The 17,394-nt window shown below is 71.7% G+C and carries 16 protein-coding genes; 9 read left to right on the top strand and 7 right to left on the bottom strand.

Translation table 11 applies throughout. The features are described 5' to 3' along the window. Nucleotides 1-143: 143 nt before the first annotated feature. The 6 genes from AC559T_RS02955 (at nt 144) to AC559T_RS02930 (ending at nt 7,348) form a co-directional block, all read left to right on the top strand. A complete protein-coding gene (locus AC559T_RS02955) occupies nt 144-1,559 on the top strand; it encodes an aldehyde dehydrogenase family protein (protein WP_112108987.1) in 1,416 nt (471 codons plus the stop codon). Between the two features lie 61 nt (nt 1,560-1,620). Further along, nucleotides 1,621-2,604, top strand: coding sequence for an acrylyl-CoA reductase (NADPH) (acuI, locus tag AC559T_RS02950; RefSeq protein ID WP_498867648.1), 984 nt, complete (start codon nt 1,621-1,623; stop codon nt 2,602-2,604). A 15-nt stretch (nt 2,605-2,619) separates the two neighbouring features. Next, entirely contained in the window at nt 2,620-3,837 is a 1,218-nt protein-coding gene (locus AC559T_RS02945; RefSeq protein ID WP_112108988.1) for an FAS1-like dehydratase domain-containing protein, read from the top strand. A 3-nt stretch (nt 3,838-3,840) separates the two neighbouring features. Continuing rightward, entirely contained in the window at nt 3,841-5,631 is a 1,791-nt protein-coding gene (locus AC559T_RS02940) for a class I adenylate-forming enzyme family protein (RefSeq protein WP_235014938.1), read from the top strand. Nucleotides 5,632-5,768: 137 nt separating this feature from the next. Further along, the gene (locus AC559T_RS02935; RefSeq protein WP_112108989.1) at nt 5,769-6,608 is read left to right on the top strand and encodes a TauD/TfdA dioxygenase family protein; all 840 of its coding nucleotides are present in this window, start codon (nt 5,769-5,771) and stop codon (nt 6,606-6,608) included. Then, complete coding sequence (locus tag AC559T_RS02930; protein ID WP_112108990.1) at nt 6,605-7,348, top strand: SDR family NAD(P)-dependent oxidoreductase; 744 nt, start codon at nt 6,605-6,607, stop codon at nt 7,346-7,348. The genes AC559T_RS02935 and AC559T_RS02930 overlap by 4 nt, the downstream gene beginning before the upstream one ends. Before the next feature lie 122 nt (nt 7,349-7,470). Here AC559T_RS02930 and AC559T_RS02925 read toward each other — a convergent pair whose 3' ends face one another. Both AC559T_RS02925 and AC559T_RS02920 read right to left on the bottom strand, forming a co-directional pair. Then, nucleotides 7,471-7,929, bottom strand: coding sequence for a pyridoxamine 5'-phosphate oxidase family protein (locus tag AC559T_RS02925; protein WP_071067165.1), 459 nt, complete (start codon nt 7,927-7,929; stop codon nt 7,471-7,473). A 16-nt stretch (nt 7,930-7,945) separates the two neighbouring features. Beyond that, nucleotides 7,946-9,514 carry a class I adenylate-forming enzyme family protein gene (locus AC559T_RS02920; protein WP_498867647.1) on the bottom strand — a complete coding sequence of 523 codons (1,569 nt, stop codon included), beginning with the start codon at nt 9,512-9,514 and terminating at the stop codon, nt 7,946-7,948. A gap of 101 nt (nt 9,515-9,615) precedes the next feature. On the opposite strand from AC559T_RS02920, the gene AC559T_RS02915 reads away from it, so the two are divergent. Genes AC559T_RS02915 through AC559T_RS02905 form a run of 3 tightly spaced genes read left to right on the top strand, consistent with a single transcriptional unit; the run spans nt 9,616 to nt 13,183 of the window. Then, a complete protein-coding gene (locus AC559T_RS02915) occupies nt 9,616-10,803 on the top strand; it encodes a CaiB/BaiF CoA transferase family protein (protein ID WP_112108991.1) in 1,188 nt (395 codons plus the stop codon). 2 nt (nt 10,804-10,805) lie between these two features. Next, a complete protein-coding gene (locus tag AC559T_RS02910) occupies nt 10,806-12,428 on the top strand; it encodes an AMP-binding protein (protein ID WP_498867646.1) in 1,623 nt (540 codons plus the stop codon). Beyond that, nucleotides 12,425-13,183, top strand: a complete 759-nt coding sequence (locus AC559T_RS02905) for an SDR family NAD(P)-dependent oxidoreductase (RefSeq protein ID WP_071067163.1) — start codon at nt 12,425-12,427, stop codon at nt 13,181-13,183. The genes AC559T_RS02910 and AC559T_RS02905 overlap by 4 nt, the downstream gene beginning before the upstream one ends. Nucleotides 13,184-13,238: 55 nt before the next feature. On the opposite strand, the gene AC559T_RS02900 is transcribed toward AC559T_RS02905, so the two are convergent. From AC559T_RS02900 to AC559T_RS02880, 5 genes are all read right to left on the bottom strand, one after another. Continuing rightward, nucleotides 13,239-14,027, bottom strand: coding sequence for an SDR family NAD(P)-dependent oxidoreductase (locus AC559T_RS02900; protein WP_498867645.1), 789 nt, complete (start codon nt 14,025-14,027; stop codon nt 13,239-13,241). 66 nt (nt 14,028-14,093) lie between these two features. After that, nucleotides 14,094-14,780, bottom strand: coding sequence for a GntR family transcriptional regulator (locus AC559T_RS02895; protein ID WP_112108994.1), 687 nt, complete (start codon nt 14,778-14,780; stop codon nt 14,094-14,096). A gap of 87 nt (nt 14,781-14,867) precedes the next feature. Then, a complete protein-coding gene (locus AC559T_RS02890; RefSeq protein ID WP_112108995.1) occupies nt 14,868-15,449 on the bottom strand; it encodes a carboxymuconolactone decarboxylase family protein in 582 nt (193 codons plus the stop codon). A gap of 240 nt (nt 15,450-15,689) precedes the next feature. After that, nucleotides 15,690-16,433 carry an SDR family NAD(P)-dependent oxidoreductase gene (locus AC559T_RS02885; RefSeq protein WP_071067159.1) on the bottom strand — a complete coding sequence of 248 codons (744 nt, stop codon included), beginning with the start codon at nt 16,431-16,433 and terminating at the stop codon, nt 15,690-15,692. After that, on the bottom strand, nt 16,430-17,257 hold the full coding sequence (locus AC559T_RS02880; RefSeq protein WP_071067158.1) for a TauD/TfdA dioxygenase family protein: 828 nt from the start codon (nt 17,255-17,257) through the stop codon (nt 16,430-16,432). The genes AC559T_RS02885 and AC559T_RS02880 overlap by 4 nt, the downstream gene beginning before the upstream one ends. Nucleotides 17,258-17,394 lie beyond the last annotated feature (137 nt).

Genomic DNA, 17,394 nt, shown 5'->3' with positions numbered 1-17,394 from the left:
GGTCGACCCGAAGGCCAACTCGGAGGAAATGCCGAGCTACGACGAGTTCCGCACCTGGTACGCCGAGGGAACGCAGTGATCCCGGCCCCGACCCGTATATCAGCGAATTCCTGACAGTATCTCGGAGAGGAACGGAGGGTGTCATGCGTGAATACTTAAAGTTCTACATCGGCGGCCAGTGGGCGGAACCGGCCGAGCAGCGGACCTTTGATGTCGTGAATCCGGCGACCGAGCAGGTTGCCGGCCGGGTGGCACTCGGCTCCGCCACCGACGTCGACCGGGCGGTCGCGGCCGCCCGGGCCGCCTTCCCCAGCTGGTCGGCGACCAGCCGCGAGGAGCGGATCGCGGTCCTCGAGAGCATCCTCGACGTCTACCAGAAGCGTGCCGGCGACCTCGCCACCGCGCTGACCGAGGAGATGGGCGCGCCGGCCGCGCTGGCCAACGGCTTCCAGGTCGGCCTCGGCGCCGGGCACCTGACCACTGCGATCGAGATCCTCAAGAACTTCTCCTTCGAGGAGCAGCGCGGGGTCACCCGCGTGGTCCTCGAGCCGATCGGGGTCTGCGGCCTGATCACGCCGTGGAACTGGCCGATCAACCAGATCGCGGTCAAGGTCCTCCCCGCGCTCGCCACGGGCTGCACCGTGGTGCTCAAGCCGTCCGAGGAGTCGCCCTTCACCGGGCAGATCCTCGCCGAGATCTTCGAGGCGGCCGGGGTCCCCGCCGGCGTGTTCAACCTGGTCCAGGGCGACGGCCCCAGCGTGGGCGTGCCGCTGTCGGCGCATCCCGACGTGGACCTGATCTCGTTCACCGGCTCCACCCGCGCGGGCATCGAGATCGCCAAGAACGCCGCGCCCACGGTGAAGCGGGTGACCCAGGAGCTGGGCGGCAAGAGCCCGAACATCGTTCTCGACGACCAGGACTTCGCCGAGAACGTCGCCAAGGGCGTCCTCAACATGATGGGCAACTCCGGGCAGACCTGCACGGCGCCCGCCCGCCTGCTGGTGCCCAGCGCCCGGATGGAAGAGGCGATCAGCGCCGCCCGTGAGGCCGCGGCGCAGGTGACCGTGGGCGATCCCAACGGCGAGTTCACGATCGGGCCGGTGGTCTCCGGGCGCCAGTTCGAGAAGATCCAGGGCCTGATCCAGCAGGGCATCGACGAGGGCGCCACGCTGGTCGCCGGCGGGACCGGTCGCCCGGACGGGCTGGAGACGGGCTTCTACGTCAAGCCCACCGTCTTCGCCGACGTCACGAACGACATGACCATCGGCCGGGAGGAGATCTTCGGGCCGGTGCTCACGATTCACGGCTACGACAGCGTGGATCACGCCGTCGAGCTCGCGAACGACACCGAGTACGGCCTCGCCGGCTATGTGGCCGGCGCGGACCTCGAGGCGGCGCGCGCCGTCGCCCGGAGGATCCGGGCCGGGTGGGTCGCGATCAACGACGGGTTCGACTTCGGTGGTCCGGTCGGCGGCTACAAGAAGAGCGGGAACGGGCGCGAGTGGGGCGAGTTCGGTTTCCACGAGTACCTGGAGACCAAGGGCATCCACGGCTACTAGCCCGACAGGCGAGGGTTCGCGCGCCGGGCTACCGGCGCGCTGAGGAAGGACTAGATCTCCGATGTTCTCCGCGATTCTGATCGAAAAGGGCGAGGCCGGTCAGACGGCCGCCGTCACCAGCCTGGACGAGGCGCAGCTGCCGGCCGGTGACGTCGACATCGAGGTGGAGTACTCCACGCTGAACTACAAGGACGCCCTCGCGATCACGGCCAGCTCGCCGGTCGTTCGCAAGTTCCCGATGGTGCCCGGCATCGACCTCGCCGGTGTCGTCACCGACAGCACGCACGCGGACTGGAAGAAGGGCGACCGCGTCGTCCTCAACGGGTGGGGTGTGGGCGAGACCCACTGGGGCGGGCTGTCCCAGCGTGCCCGCCTGAACGGGGACTGGCTGGTGCCGCTGCCCGCGGTCTTCACCGCCCGCCAGGCGATGGCGATCGGCACCGCCGGCTACACGGCTGGCCTCTGCGTGGACGCCCTGCTCTCCCACGGCGTGACGCCGGACCGGGGCGAGGTCCTGGTGACGGGGGCGACCGGCGGTGTCGGCAGCGTGGCGGTCGCGCTCCTGGCGAAGGCCGGGTTCACGGTCGCCGCCGCCACCGGGAAGGCCTCCGAGGCCGACTACCTGCGCCAGCTCGGCGCGACGACGGTGATCGACCGCGCCGATCTCTCCGGGCCCGGCAAGCCGATGCAGAAGGAGCGCTGGGCGGGCGTCGTCGACTCCGTCGGCAGCCACACCCTGGCGAACGCCTGCGCGCAGACCCGTTACCGCGGCACGGTCGCCGCCTGCGGGCTGGCCCAGGGCATGGACTTCCCGGCGTCGGTCGCGCCGTTCATCCTGCGCGGGGTGTCGCTGCTCGGCATCGACAGCGTGATGGCGCCCGCGAAGCCGCGGCTGGCCGCCTGGGAGCGCCTCGCCCGCGACCTGGATGTCAGCGCCCTCGAGCTGATCGCCGAGGAGATCACGCTGGCCGACGCGGTCGAGGCGGCCCGCCGTCTGCTCGACGGCAAGGTCCGCGGCCGCATCGTCGTCGACGTCAACAGATAGGGCGGGAGCACCGAGATGAGCGAGAAGCCCACCGAATCGAAGATCGAGCTCGACCTCTCCGACGTCGACCACCGGGTCGGACTGCCGATCGGCGGGGGACAGCTGTGGGACCCGTGCACCGCGACCGACATCCGCCGCTGGGTGATGGCGATGGACTACCCCAACCCGCTGCACTGGGACGAGGAGTTCGCGCGTGAGTCCCGGTACGGCGGCCTGATCGCGCCGCAGTCCATCGCGGTCGGCCTGGACTACGGCCACGGCTGTGCGCCCGCCTGCGTCGGGTACATCCCCGGCAGCCACCTGATCTTCGGTGGCGAGGAGTGGTGGTTCTACGGCAGCCCCATCCGGGTCGGCGACAAGCTGGTCCAGGAGCGGCGTTTCCACGACTACAAGGTCGCGGACACGAAGTTCGCCGGGCCGACGATGTTCTCTCGTGGGGATACCGCGCACCGCAACCAGCACGGCGCCCTGGTCGCCCGCGAGCGCTCGACGGCCATCCGCTACCTGGCCGCCGAGGCGGAGAAGCGCGGCATGTACGAGAACCAGGTCGGCGCGGTGAAGCGCTGGACGAGCACCGAGCTGGGCGAGATCGAGAAGCTCCGCCACAGCTGGCTCACCTCGAACCGCACGGGCCTCTCGCCCGCCTTCGAGGACGTCAGCGTCGGTGACACCCTGCCGCGGCGGGTGATCGGCCCGCACAGCATCGCCAGCTTCACCACCGAGTACCGCGCCTTCATCTTCAACATCTGGGGGACGTTCCACTGGACGGCGCCCCCCGGCATCGAGGACCCCTGGGTCTACCAGGACCCGGGCTGGGTGGAGGGCTTCGGCTTCGACGAGGAGGGCGCCCGGATCGACCCGCGCCTGCGCGACGGGCTCTACGTCGGGCCGTCGCGTGGTCACATCGACAGTGACAAGGCCAGCGAGGTCGGCATGGCCCGCGCCTACGGCTACGGCGCCACGATGGGCGCCTGGTGCACCGACTACCTCTCCTACTGGGCCGGTCACGACGGAATGGTGCGCCATTCCAAGGCCAGTTTCCGCCTCCCCGCCTTCGAGGGCGACGTCACCTACTTCGACGGCGAGGTGGTCGGCAAGGAGGAGGGCTCGGTGTGGGGCGTGCCGCTGGTCCAGGTGAAGCTGCGGCTCACCAACCAGGACGGCGGCGTGCTGGTGGACTGCACCGCCGAGGTCGAGCTGCCGTTCCGGCGCGACCGCGTGGCCGGGAGCTGATCGATGGGTGCGCAACCGCTCACCGCGGAACCGGCCGCGGCGGGACCGAACGGTACGGGGGAGAGCGCGGGGAGCCGGCGTTCCCTGTCGATCGTGTCGGGCCCGCCGCTGGGCGACGAGCCGGGCCTCGGGGCGCTGACGCTCCCCGGCTTCCTGCGTGAGGTCACGGCGAGGTACGGCGAGCGCGAGGCGCTCGTCGCGCGCCCCGCGGGGGCCGGGGCGGACGCCGCGGCCGCCGTGCGCTGGACCTACAGCGAGCTGTGGGAACGCGCGGTCGAGGTGGCGAGCGCGCTGCGCGCCTGCGGGGTCGGCAAGGACAGCCGGGTCGGTGTCCTGATGACGAACCGCCCCGAGTGGATCTCGGCGGTGTTCGGCATCTCGCTCGCCGGGGGTGTCGCCGTCGCCCTCAGCACGTTCTCGACCCGGTCCGAGCTGGACGACCTGCTGCGGATCTCCGGCGCGTCGGTGCTGCTGCTCGAGCGCAGCGTGCTGAAGAAGGACTTCGCGGCCGTGCTGACCGAGCTGGAGCCGGAGATCGCCCGGGCCGAGCCCGGCGCGCTGGAGTCGGCCCGGTTCCCCTTCCTGCGCCGCGTGGTCGTGCTCGGGGACGGCGGCCCCACCGGCGCGATCGAGACCTGGGAGGACTTCCTCGCCCGCGGCCGCGACGAGCCCCGCGAGCTGGTCGAGGCCACGGGCGCGGCCGTGCAGCCGAGTGACACGGCCCTGCTGTTCTTCTCGTCGGGCACCACGAGCCGGCCGAAGGGCATCCTGAACTCGCACCGCGGTGTCGCCATCCAGTTATGGCGCTTCCGGCGCATGTACCGGTTCGACCCGGAGGACCACATCCGCTGCTGGACGGCCAACGGCTTCTTCTGGTCGGGGAACTTCGGCATGGCGCTCGGCGCGACCTTCGCCAGCGGCGGCTCCGTCGTCCTGCAGCCGACGTTCCTGCCCGCCGAGGCGCTCGAGCTGATGGACGCGGAGAAGGTCAACTTCCCGTTCGCCTGGCCGCACCAGTGGGCCCAGCTCGAGGCGGCGCCGAACTGGAAGGACGTCGACCTGAGCAGCATGCGCTTCGCGGACGTCAGGTCCGCGATCGCGCGGCACCCGACGGTCTCGGCCCGCTGGGAGGAACCGGGGCACGCCTACGGCAACACCGAGACCTTCACGCTCACGACCGGCCTGCCGGCCGACACGCCGCCGGAGCGGCACCGGGACAGCAGTGGCGAGGCGCTCCCGGGCGTGACGCTCAAGATCGTGGACCCGCTCACCGGCGTCGTCGTCCCGCGCGGCGAACAGGGCGAGATCTGCGTCAAGGGGCCCACGCTCATGCTGGGCTACGTCGGCACCCCGCTCGACGAGACGCTCGACGCCGAGGGCTTCTTCCGCACCGGCGACGGCGGCTACCTCGACCATGACGACCTGCTGTTCTGGAAGGGCCGGCTCACGGACATCATCAAGACCGGGGGCGCGAACGTCTCGCCCCGGGAGGTCGACGAGACGCTCGCCAGCTATACCGGCGTCAAGCTGGCCCAGACGGTCGGCGTCCCGCACGAGACGCTCGGCGAGATGGTGGTCTCCTGCATCGTCCCGCACGAGGGCGTGACCCTCGACGCCGAGGAGATCCGCGGCTTCCTGCGGGAGCGGCTGGCGAGCTACAAGGTGCCGCGCCGGGTGCTCTTCTTCCGCGAGGAGGACATCGCGGTCACCGGCAGCGCGAAGATCAAGTCCGCTGATCTGCGTGCGCTGGCGGCCAGCCGGCTGGCGGGCGAGACGGCCCCTGCCCCGGCCTGATGAGACGGCGCCAGCGCCGCCCCGGCTCGACGCCGGGGCGGCGCGGCGGTGTTGGAGCGAGCCGCGCCGGGTGGGCCGCGCCGTCGGGCGCGACGGGGCCGGGCCGGTGGGACGCGACGGTGAGAGGAGCATGACCGATGGCCGCGATCGTCACGGAGAAGCTGGGTGAGAAGGTCGGGGCGGAGGTGCTCGGCGTCGATGCCGATCGCCTGCTCAACGACCAGGACCTGCCCTCGGCGTGCCTGACGGCACTCGAGGAGAACGGCGCGCTGCTCTTCCGCGGGCTGAACATCGACCCCGCCACCCAGGTCGCGTTCTGCCGGCGGCTGGGTGAGCTGCTCTCCTTCCCGACCTCCCCGCCCTACGACATCCCGGAGATCAACGAGATCAACTGGGATCCCTCGCATCCGCGGGCGGAGTACTTCCGGGGCAACGTCGCCTGGCACATCGACGGCGCGCTCGACTACGACATCCCACCGAAGGCGTCGGTGATGACCGCCGAGGTGGTCACCGAGCAGGGCGGGGAGACGGAGTTCGCCAGCACCTACGCCGCCTACGACGATCTCACCGACGCGGAGAAGGAGCGGTTCGCCGACCTCCGGGTGGTCCACACCCTCGAGGCGATCGTGCGCCCCGCGTACCCGAACCCGACCCCGGAGCAGCTGGCGGACTGGGCGAAACGGCCGTCGCGGGAGCACCCGCTGGTGTGGCAGCACCGGTCGGGCCGGCGTTCGCTGGTGTTCGGCTCGACGACGTCGCACATCGTCGGGATGAGCCGCGAGGACGGCCGGGCGCTGCTCGACGAGCTGGAGGAGCGGGCCACCTCGCCGGACCGGGTGTTCTCGCACTCGTGGACGGCGGGGGACATGGTGATCTGGGACAACCGCGGGCTGGTCCACCGGGTCCGCCCGTTCGACCAGACCGAGCCGCGCCGGATGCACCGCATCACCCTCGCCGGCGACGAGCCGATCCAGTGACCGGCCGCACAGCGGTCGTCACCGGCGGCGGGTCGGGCATCGGGGAGGCCATCAGCCGGCGGCTGGCCGCCGACGGGGCCCTGGTCGCGATCCTCGACCTGGACGGCTCCGCCGCCGAGGCCGTCGCCAGCTCCATCGAGGAGGTCGGTGGGAAGGCGGTCGGCCTGGCCGCCGACGTGGCGGACCGGGCCGCGGTCAACGCGGCGGTGGACGAGGCACGCGGCCGGCTCGGCCGGCCGACGATCCTGGTCAACAACGCCGGGATGACCCGCCCGAGCCCGTTCCTCGAGATCACCGACGCGATGTGGGAGAAGTCGCTCGCCGTCAACCTCAACGGCACCTTCTACTGCTGCCAGGCCATCCTGCCCGACATGCTCGCCGAGGGCTGGGGGCGCATCGTCAACATCTCCTCGTCGAGCGTGCACAGCGGCACGCCCCGGCTGGGCTCCTACGTCACCGCCAAGTCGGGGATCCTCGGGCTCACCAAGGTGCTCGCTCTCGAGTTCGGGCCGCGCGGCATCACCGTCAACACCATCCCGCCGGGGTTCATCGACACCCCGATGCTGCGCGCGCAGGAGCGGGGGGGCCTCATGAACGTCGAGCAGCAGACGGCCCGGACGCCGGTCGGCCGGATCGGGCGCGCCGAGGACGTCGCCGCCGCCTGCGCGTTCCTCGTCAGCGACGAGGCCGGCTACATCACCGGCCAGGTCTTCGGCGTCAACGGCGGCCGGAACACCTGAGACGTGCGGCCGACAGGACCGGCGGGCCGCACCGCCGGGAGGCAGCCGCTCGGTCCTGTCGCACAGCCCCACGCTGACGGACCGTCAGCACCCGGACCGCCAGCGTGCGGCGGCGGTGGCGCTCAGCCGCCGGACAGGCGGATGCGGCTGTTGTCCCAGCTGAGCACCCGTTCGTCCGGGACGAGCCGGAGGACGGCGCGGTCGGTGTACGCCGACCGCGCCGCGGCCGGCAGCCGCTGCGGGGAGACCCGGAACGCGGCGTACTTCTCGTCCAGCAGGCTCCGGACGCGATCGCGGGTGGCGTCGTCCTCGACCGGGCCCACCCGGCCGCTGAGGTGCACCGCGCGCAGCTCGGCCCAGGCCCGCCCGGACTCGACGAGGAACGCCGCCCGCGGGTCGCGCCGGACGCGGCCCAGCTTGCGCGCCCCGGACGGGGTGGACAGGCAGACCGTCCGGTCGACGACCACGAACCACGTCGGCAGCGAGACCGGCGCGCCGTCCGCGCGCAGGGTGGTGAGCACCCCCGTGTGCGCGGCGCTGACGAACTCCCAGATCTCGTCCTCGCTCAGCCGGATGCTCACTCTTCGTCCCCCGGCCCTAGCTTCCGGCGGGGCGCGGCTGGCCGACGAGCTCGGTCAGCCCGGTGCGCTGCACCTTGCCCATCGCGTTCACCGGCAGGGCGTCGACCTGGGTCCAGAACTCCGGGACCTTGTACGGCGAGAGCTCGCGCCGGCACAGCTCGGTGAGCGCGCCGGTGTCGAGCGGGTCGCCGGTGCCGCTCTCGACCACCGCGGCGACCCGCTGCCCGAGCCGCTCGTCGGGCACCCCGCACACCGCGACCCGGGCGACGTCCGGGTACGTCGCGATGACCCGCTCCACCTCGAGCGGGTAGACGTTCGCGCCGCCCCGGATGATGATCAGCTTCTTGCGGTCGAGCACGGTCAGCCACCCGTCGGCGTCGACGGTCCCGATGTCGCCGGTGGCGATCGGTCCCGGCTCCAGCGGCCGGACGGCACCGTTCTCCCAGAACCCGAGCGTGGGCCGCCAGACGCCGGCCCACGGGCCGGTCGTGGCGCCGCTCAGCCGCAGCTCGCCGAGCTCACCGGCGGGCAGCCGGCGGCCCTCGTCGTCGTAGGCCGCCACGTCGAGGTGCGGCAGCACCTGCCCGCTCGCCCGCGGGCGCCACTCGTCACCCGACGGGTCGATCGACACGACGGTCGGAGCCTCGGTCAGGCCGTAGGTGGTCCGCGGGACCAGCCCGTGCGCGTCGGCGAACGCCCGACGCAGCACGTCCGGGGTGTCGCTGCCGCCGCTCCAGACCTCCCGCAGCGAGCCGATCTCGGCCTCGGGGCGGGCGGCCAGGTCGTGCAGCTGCGCGGGCGCGCCGTTCCACACGGTGACCTGCCGGCTGGAGATCCATTCGACGACGCCGGCGACGTCCCGGCGGCTCATCACCACCGCGCACCCGCCGGCCTGCGCGGTGAGCAGGGTGGAGAGCACCATCAGGTTGAGGATCGTGAACGGGAAGCTGTCGCCCTTGCGCAGCTCGGGGCCCCAGCCCCGGGTGGCGACGAGCACCGCGCCCGGCAGGAGCAGGTTGCGCTGGCTGTGCACGACCGCCTTGGGACGTCCCGACGTCCCGCTGGTGAACGCGATGCCGGCCGGGGCGTCGATGTCGTGGTCGACCCGGGGGGCGCGCTCGCCGCGGGCGAGGAGTCCGGCCCACCGGTCGGGGTCGACGCGGCCCGGGGAGTCCAGCAGGTAGCGGGGGCCGGCCAGCACGACGGTGGGCTCGCAGATCTCGTGCAGCTCCCGCTGCTCGCTCGCGGCGAGCGCCTCGCCGATCCCCGCCCAGACGGCGCCGATCCGCTGCGCGCCGTGGAACGCGGCGACGATGTCGAGGTCGTTGGGCAGGCAGGCCGCGACGCGGTCACCCGGGCGAACACCGAGCGACCACAACGCTCCGGCCGCGCGGTCCGCCTGCTCGTCGAGCTCGGCGTACGACCAGATACCCGAGACCGCCTCGACCGCCGCGGCCTGCGGGCGGGCCGCGAGAGCGGCGTCGAGCACGCCGGCGATCGGGCCGGGGACCCGCGCGACCTGGGCGGACGTCCCGCTCAGGGGCTGCGGATCCGTGCGCTGCGGTGTTTCACGAGTGCTGCTCACGACATCTTGATATCACTATCCTTACAAGGATTCATCCCTTATTCTCGGCGTGGCGCGGTTCCTGGCCGGCCGGGTCCTGTCGATCGAGGAGTGGTCGATACGTGAAGGCTGGTCCGCTGTCGGGCGTTCGGGTCGTCGATCTGACCGCGATGGTCATGGGTCCCCACTGCACGCAGATCATGGCCGACATGGGGGCGGACGTGATCAAGATCGAGCCCCCTGCCGGCGACAACACCCGCTACATCTCGGTCGGGCCGGAGCCCGCCATGGGCGGTGTGTTCGTCAACGTCAACCGCGGCAAACGCGGCGTCGTGCTGGACCTGCGCTCCGACGAGGGCCGGGAGGCGCTGCGCGGGCTCGTCGCGGGCGCGGACGTGTTCGTCCACTCGATGCGGGCGAAGGCGATCGCCGGGCTCGGCTTCGGCTACGACGAGGTGGCCGCGATCAACCCGTCGATCGTCTACACCAACTGCTACGGGTACGGGCGGCGCGGCCCGGACGCCGACCTCACCGCCTACGACGACACGATCCAGGCGGAGTGCGGGCTGCCGTTCGCCCAGGAGCAGCTGACCGGCGAGTCGAGCTACGTGGGCACCATCCTCGCCGACAAGGTCGCCGGGCTGACCGCCCTCTACGCCACCGTGATGGCGCTGTTCCACCGCGAGCGCACCGGCGAGGGGCAGGAGGTCGAGGTCGCCATGTTCGAGACCATGGCCGCCTTCATGCTGGTCGAGCACGCCAACGGCGCGATGTTCACCCCGCCGCTGGGCCCCGCGCTCTACCCCCGCGCGGTGACCCCGAACCGCCGGCCCTACCGCACCCGCGACGGCCAGATCTCCGCGCTGGTCTACAACGACAAGCAGTGGTCCGCCTTCGTCGGCGCCGTGCGGCCGGAATGGGCCGGCGAGCAGTTCGCCACCCTCGCCCAGCGTGCCCGCCGGATCGACGTCGTCTACGCCCTGCTGGCCGAGACGTTCCTGCAGCGCACGACGAAGGAGTGGCTCGACCTGCTGCGCTCCCTCGACATCCCCGCCGCGCCGGTGCGCACGCTCGACGAGCTCTTCGACAACCCGCACCTCAACGAGGCCGGCTTCTTCGAGACGGTGCCGAGCCGCAACGGCCCGGTGCGCTTCCCCGGAATCCCGACCTGGTTCTCGCGGACCCCCGGCAGGGTCGCCGGCCCCGCGCCCAGGCTCGGCGAGCACACCCGGGAGGTCCTCGACGAGCTCGGCGGGGAGTCCGGGTGGCCGTCCCCGCAGCCGCGGTCCGCTCGACCAGATGGAGGTTGACGATGGTCAACGTCGCGAGCCTGCTGACCGCCTCGGCGCGGCGGCACCCGGACCGGTGCGCGGTGCGGTTCGCCGGACGCCGGACGTCCTACGGCGAGCTGCGCGAGCAGGCGGCCAGGTTCGGCTCGGCGCTGCTCGGGCGCGGCCTGGAACGCGGCGACCGGGTCGCGGTGCTGCTGCCCAACTGCCCGCAGTACCTGGTCGTGCTGTTCGGGGCCTGGCACGCCGGCCTGGTCGCCGTGCCGGTGAACGCCAAGCTGGCCGGCCCGGAGATCCAGGTGATCCTGGACGACAGCGGCGCCCGGGCGTTCGTCCACGCCGGCGCGGGCACAGTCGCCGGCCTCGATCTCACCGGGGTCCAGGAGGTGGTGGTCGACGTCCACGGTTCCGGCGACACGGCCGGCGACGCCGCCGGGACCGCCGGGACCGGTGCGGCCGGGTTCGACCGGCTGCTGGCCGAGGGCTCCGCTGAACTGGTGCCGGTCGACGTCGCCGGGGACGACCTCGCCTGGCTGTTCTACACGTCGGGGACGACCGGCCGCCCCAAGGGGGCCGAGCTCAGCCACCGCAACCTCACCGTCACGACCTGGACGCTGCTCGCCGACGTGTGCGACTACCGGCCCTCGGACCTCGCCCTGCACGTCGCGCCGCTGTCCCACGGCAGCGGCCTGTACTCCCTGGGCGCGATCGCCCGCGGCGCCGAGAACCTGATCCACGACGGCGGCGGGTTCGACCCGGCCGAGGTGCTCGAGCTCGTCGCGCGCGAACGGATCACCGTCATCGCCTTCCTGGTGCCGACGATGATCGTGAAGCTGCTCGGCGCCCCCGAGACGGACACGAGCTCGCTGCGCTGCGCCGTCTACGGCGGCGCGCCCATCCACGTCGAGCACTCCCGCGCGATGATCGAGCGGTTCGGGCCGGTGTTCGTGCAGATCTACGGCCAGGGCGAGTCACCCATGACCATCACCTACCTCGACCACGGCGCCGCACCCGACACCCCCCTCGACTCGGCGGGCGTGGCACACCCGGGGGTCGAGGTGCAGATCATGGGCGCCGACGACCGGCCGCTGCCCGCCGGCGAGGAAGGCGAGATCTGCGTCCGCGGGGACGTGGTGATGCGGGGCTACTGGAACAACCCGGAGGCGACCGGCCGGGCGTTGCGGGGCGGCTGGCTGCACACCGGGGACATCGGCCGCCTCGACGAGCACGGCCGCCTGTTCCTCCTCGACCGCAGCAGCGACGTCATCATCTCCGGCGGGTCCAACATCTACCCACGGGAGGTCGAGGAGGTGCTGATCCAACATCCCGCCGTCGCCGAGGTCGTGGTCTTCGGTGTACCCGACGAGCTCTGGGGCGAGAACGTCGTCGCCGCGGTCGTGCCCGCGGACGCGCCGCCCCCGGCGAACGACCTCATCGACTTCAGCCTCACCCACATCGCCCGCTTCAAGAAGCCGAAGCAGATCATCTACGTCGACGCGCTACCCAAGAGCTCCTACGGCAAGGTTCTCCGGCGGGAGGCCCGCCGGCTCGCACTGGCGGCGGGCGAGACGGCCGGCCACGAGCACGTGACCGGCCAGCCTGCCACCATCAAGTCCGTTGACCGCGATCCAGGAGCCGCCGAATGAAACTGACCGACACCGCCGCCATCGTCACCGGAGGGGCCTCCGGCCTCGGGGCCGCGACCGCCGCCGCGCTCGCCGCGCACGGCGCCACCGTCTTCGCGCTGGACCTGCCGACGTCGATCGAGTCGGCGCCGCCGGTCACCGGCATCACCTACCTGGGAGCTGACGTGACCGTCGGCGACCAGGTGGCCGCCGCCGTCGACACCGCGGCCGGGACGGGTGTGCCGCTGCGCGTCGTCGTGAACTGCGCCGGCATCGGCCCGTCGCAGCGCATCCTCAGCCGGGGCCGGCGCCATGACCTCGACTTCTACGCGAAGGTGATCCAGATCAACCTGGTCGGCACGTTCGCGGTGCTCTCCACCGCCGCCGCCGCGATCGCCGAGACCGAGCCGGACGACAACGGCCAGCGCGGCGTCATCATCAACACCGCCTCCGTCGCCGCGTACGAGGGCCAGGTCGGCCAGGCGGCCTACGCGTCGTCCAAGGGCGGCGTCGTGGGCCTCACCCTGCCCGCCGCCCGCGACCTCGCCCAGTACGGCATCCGGGTGTGCACGATCGCCCCCGGCATCGTCGAGACGCCGATGCTCGCCACCGTCTCGGACGAGTTCCGCGCCGGCCTGGCCGCGTCGGTGCCGTTCCCGCAGCGGCTCGCCCGGCCGGACGAGTACGCCCAGCTGGCCCTGTCGATCATCGACCACGACTACCTCAACGGCGAGGTCATCCGGATGGACGGCGCGCTGCGGATGTCCCCGCGCTAGACGGCCCCGGGGCGGCCGGGCCGGCGTCGTAGGCCGGCCGCTCCGCGGCACCGCCTCAGGCGGTCGGCTGGCCCGACTTCTCGGCGCCCATCCCGGAGAAGCCGACGGAGTAGCCGCCGTCCACCGGCATCAGCACACCCGTGACGTAGGACGCCTCGTCACTGGCCAGGAACAGGGCCGCCGCGGCGATCTCGTCGGACATGCCCCAGCGGTCCATCGGGATTCCGGGGAGGCGGAAGACCCCCGGCGGCGGTTCCGGGTGCTCCTTGGACATCTGCACGAGACCGGTCCAGATCGTGCCGGGGCACACCGCGTTCACCCGGATGTTGTCGTCGGCGTAGTCGAGAGCGGCGACCCTGGTCAGCTGGTTCACGCCGGCCTTGGCCGCCCCGTAGATCCCGTGGTGCTTCCAGCCGATGACCGCCGTCGTCGACGAGATGTTCACGACGGAGCCGCCACCCGTCCGGCGCATCGACATGATGCCGTACTTCATGCAGAAGAAGACGCCCCGCAAATTCACGCCGTGAACGCGGTCCCAGTCCTCCGTGCTCTGCTCGTGTATCGGCTTCAACTTGCCGCCGAACCCGGCGTTGTTCACCAGGATGTCGATCCGGCCGAACGCCTCCTCGGCGGCGCCGATCATGCGCTGGACGTCCGCCTCGTCGCTGACGTCCGCCCGCACCCCGAGCGCCCCGTCGCCGATCTCGGCGGCGACGTCCACCGCGCGGCCGCTGACGCTGGCGCAGACCACACTCGCCCCCTCGGCGGCGAACCGGTGAGCTATCGCCTTGCCGATTCCCGAGCCCGCGCCCGTGATGACCGCGACCTTGTCCTTCAGACGCATCCACGCCTCCTGGTTCCGTCGTGACCGCCCAGGCCACCGGAAGCCGGTGCCGCGGGCGTGCCTGGGCTATCGACCCCGTCTCACGCCGCCGGGGTCCGCGGTTGGGAAAGTGGTCCGCAGCATGACGGCCCGGGCGTTGCGGAGATGGGCGACCATCACCGCGGTGGCCCACTGCGGATCGCCGGCGCGCATGGCGGCGACGATCTCGATGTGGTGTGCCAGGCTGCGCCGCATCGAGTCGTCGTCGTAGGCGTGGAAGTTCCGCATCACCAGCGGGGTGCGGACCGCCCCGGCCAGGGCCGCCGCGAAGGCCGGCGCGTCGGCCAGCTTCACCAGCCGCTCGTGGAACGCCGCGTTCAGCGGAATGAGAGCCTCCAGGTCCTGCTCCGGACCGGGCGAGCCGACGGCCGACATCTCGTTCGCCAGCTTCTCCAGCTCGGCGAGGTCGCCCTCGTCGGCCCGTTCCGCGGCCATCCCGGTCAGCCGCGGTTCGAGCGTCGAACGCAGCTCGAAGACGCTCTCCAGCTCGGCCGGCGACCAGCCGGCGACCCGGGCGCCCCGATTGGGCGAGAGCTCGACCAGCCCCTCGGCGGCCAGCTGGCGCAGGGCCTCGCGGACCGGGGTCCGGCTGACCCCCAGCTGTTCGGCCAGCTCGGTCTCGGCCAGCCGGGCCCCGGGCAGGAAGGTGTTGTTGAGGATGAGCCGCCGGAGCACCTCGAGAACCCGCCCGGCCGAGGTGACGACCCCGACCACACTGTCACCACCATTCACTGATATCGCCCTGCAACAACGCAGCCCAGGCTGCCTGGGCCGCGGTCGGCTTCTAGCGACGGGTGAGACTCACCGGCCGCGCCGAAGATACGGGAGGAGATCGTCCTCGGCCTCCACCCCGAACGAGCGGAGCGCGAAGGCCACCATCTCGTAGGTGCCGACGGTGAAGACGACGTCCATGAGCTGGTGCTCGTCGAGCTCGCTGGAGAGAGTCTTCCAGGTCTGGTCGCCCACCGAGCCGTCGGCGATCAGCTCGTCGGCCGCGCGCAGCAGCGCGGACTCGAGCGGGGCCCAGCCCGCGGCGTCCGGCCCCTCGGTCACCCGGGCGATCTCGTCGTCCCGCAGGCCGGCCGCCTCGGCGAGGACCACGTGCTGCGCCCATTCGTAGTCAGCCTGCCGGAGGGACGCCACCCGGAGCACGATCAGCTCCCGCTGCCTGGCGGTCAGCGAGGTGCCGTACAGGGCGTGGCCGTTGAACCGGAGAAACGCGATGGTCAGTGCCGGGTAGCGGGCCAGGGTCCCCAGCAGGTTCGCCCCGGACTGGCCGCCCGCGCTCCCCGTGTCCCCGATGACGGTGGCTCGGAAATCGGCGATGAACGTCGTCAGATCCGTGGGCCATTCATCGCGCGGCAGGGGTGTGAGTCGACTCATTGTGTGGTCTGCCTCTTCTGGTCGGCGGGCTCGCGTGTCAAGGTGTGGTCCCGCCCGCTGGGCGCAGCATCCAGCGGGCGGTCCGGCGCCATTGTCAGGCTGTGGGCGGCCGGTCGCCGGCTGCTGGCTGCTGGTCGGCCGCCGCCCGCCCGGACCGGCCGGGGCGCGGTCGGGTCGATTCCGGGCGGCGGCGACCGGCGGTGCCGGATCAGACGGCGACGCCGGATCAGGCAGGCCGGATCAGATGATCCGGCCCCCGTTGACCCCGAGGCTCTGGCCGGTGATGTAGCCGGCCTCCTCGCTCACCAGGAACGCGGTGGCGGCGGCGATGTCCTCGGGCCGGCCCATCCGGCCCACCGGTGTCTTCGCGATCTGCTGATCGAGGTCGATGAACCCGCGATCCACGACATCGCGCGTCATCGGCGTGTCGATGAAGCCGGGCGGAATGCTGTTGACCGTGATCCCGTGCTTGGCGAACTCCAGCGCGAGCACCTTGGTGAGGCCGACCACCCCCGACTTCGCCGCCACGTAGCCGGCCAGTCCGGGGGGAGGGCCGTAAACGCTTGACGACGAGATGTTGACGATCCGCCCCCAGCCCGCCTCGATCATGTGGGGGAGTACCGCCTGGCAACAGTCGAACGTTCCGGTGAGGTTGATGGAGATCATCTGGTGCCAGGCCGCGGCGGTGGTCTCGAGGAACGCGTTCTCGACCGTCAGGCCGGCGTTGTTCACCAGGATCGTCGGCTGGCCGAGCCGGGCCCGCACCTCCTCGACCCCGGCGTCGATGGCGGCGCGGTCCACCACGTCGACGGGCACGCCGATCGCCCGGCCGCCGGCCTTCTCGATCGACTCGGCCGCGGCCTTGGCCGCGTCACCACTGAGGTCGAAGATCGCCACCTGGGCGCCGTCGGCGGCCAGGCGGCGGCTGATGCCGCCGCCGATGCCCGACGCGCCGCCGGTGACGATGGCTGTGCGTGCGCTCATTTGATCGGCTCATCTCCGGCGAGGGTCGTGCGGTGCAGGATGCGCGGCTTCGTACGGTCGAACGGGCCGGCCCGGTGCACCAGCCCCCGGTTGTCCCAGATCACCATGTCGCCCACTGACCAGGAGTGCCGCAGCACCCGGTCCGGCAGCGTGCTACGCCGCTCGAGGTCCGCGAGCAGCGCCCGGCCCTCGTCGACGTCCATCCCGACGATGTGCGACGCGCTCGCCCCGAACACCAGCGAACGCCGCCTCGACTGGTGCTCCCACACCAGGGGGTGCTCACGGACGGGCCACGACGCCCAGTCGGCCTTCTGCTCCGGGGTCGGGTCGGGGTAGCTCCGGCGCTGGATCGACTCGAACGTGTGGACCACCCGGAGATCTTCGAAGCGCTCCTTCTCCTCGGCGGAGAGGGTGTCGTAGGCGACGTACGTGCTGGCGAACTCCGTCTCGCCGCCCTCCGCGACGACCACGCTCGCGCTCATCAGCGCGGCCTTGGCCGGGATGTCGTCCATGGAGCCGTCGAAGTGCCAGTGGTCGTTGCTCGGGAAGTACTGCGCGTTCGGATTCGCCGGGTCGAAGCTGATCTCCATGACCTCGGGGATCGCATAGCCAGGAATCTTGACGACGTCGCCGAGCTTCCGGCCGAATGCGAACTGGTCCTCATGGCTGATGTTCAGCTCGCGGAATAACAGAACGCCGTGCTCTTCGAGAGCCGCTAGGCATGCTTCCGGCAGATCGTTGTCGTTCAGTAGACGGTCGACGTCGAGGTCGAGAACCTCTGCTCCGACATAGTCGTTCAGTTTCCTCGTAGTGATCGCGGTCATCCATCCGCCTCCTCTCGCTTGCTCCCGGGAGCCGTGCTCCCGGGAGCCACTGCATTCCCTACTGCATTCCCTCGGCGTACCAGGTGCGGAACTCGTCGTAGTTCGGCATTTCCTCGGAGTTGGCCTTCGGGTCGACG

It is taken from the genome of Frankia sp. Hr75.2 (assembly GCF_949319125.1).
GTDB lineage: Bacteria > Actinomycetota > Actinomycetes > Frankiales > Frankiaceae > Parafrankia > Parafrankia soli.
Note: the sequence above shows the minus strand (reverse complement) of the source record. Positions and strands in the feature narration are given on the sequence as shown.

Excerpts from the sequence above, each read along its gene's own strand:
- AC559T_RS02955 (WP_112108987.1), top strand. The coding sequence starts at position 144 with ATGCGTGAATACTTAAAGTTCTACATCGGCGGCCAGTGGGCGGAACCG.
- acuI (WP_498867648.1), top strand. The coding sequence starts at position 1,621 with ATGTTCTCCGCGATTCTGATCGAAAAGGGCGAGGCCGGTCAGACGGCC.
- AC559T_RS02945 (WP_112108988.1), top strand. The coding sequence starts at position 2,620 with ATGAGCGAGAAGCCCACCGAATCGAAGATCGAGCTCGACCTCTCCGAC.
- AC559T_RS02940 (WP_235014938.1), top strand. The coding sequence starts at position 3,841 with ATGGGTGCGCAACCGCTCACCGCGGAACCGGCCGCGGCGGGACCGAAC.
- AC559T_RS02935 (WP_112108989.1), top strand. The coding sequence starts at position 5,769 with ATGGCCGCGATCGTCACGGAGAAGCTGGGTGAGAAGGTCGGGGCGGAG.
- AC559T_RS02910 (WP_498867646.1), top strand. The coding sequence starts at position 10,806 with ATGGTCAACGTCGCGAGCCTGCTGACCGCCTCGGCGCGGCGGCACCCG.
- AC559T_RS02905 (WP_071067163.1), top strand. The coding sequence starts at position 12,425 with ATGAAACTGACCGACACCGCCGCCATCGTCACCGGAGGGGCCTCCGGC.
- AC559T_RS02900 (WP_498867645.1), bottom strand. The coding sequence starts at position 14,027 with ATGCGTCTGAAGGACAAGGTCGCGGTCATCACGGGCGCGGGCTCGGGA.
- AC559T_RS02890 (WP_112108995.1), bottom strand. The coding sequence starts at position 15,449 with ATGAGTCGACTCACACCCCTGCCGCGCGATGAATGGCCCACGGATCTG.
- AC559T_RS02885 (WP_071067159.1), bottom strand. The coding sequence starts at position 16,433 with ATGAGCGCACGCACAGCCATCGTCACCGGCGGCGCGTCGGGCATCGGC.
- AC559T_RS02880 (WP_071067158.1), bottom strand. The coding sequence starts at position 17,257 with ATGACCGCGATCACTACGAGGAAACTGAACGACTATGTCGGAGCAGAG.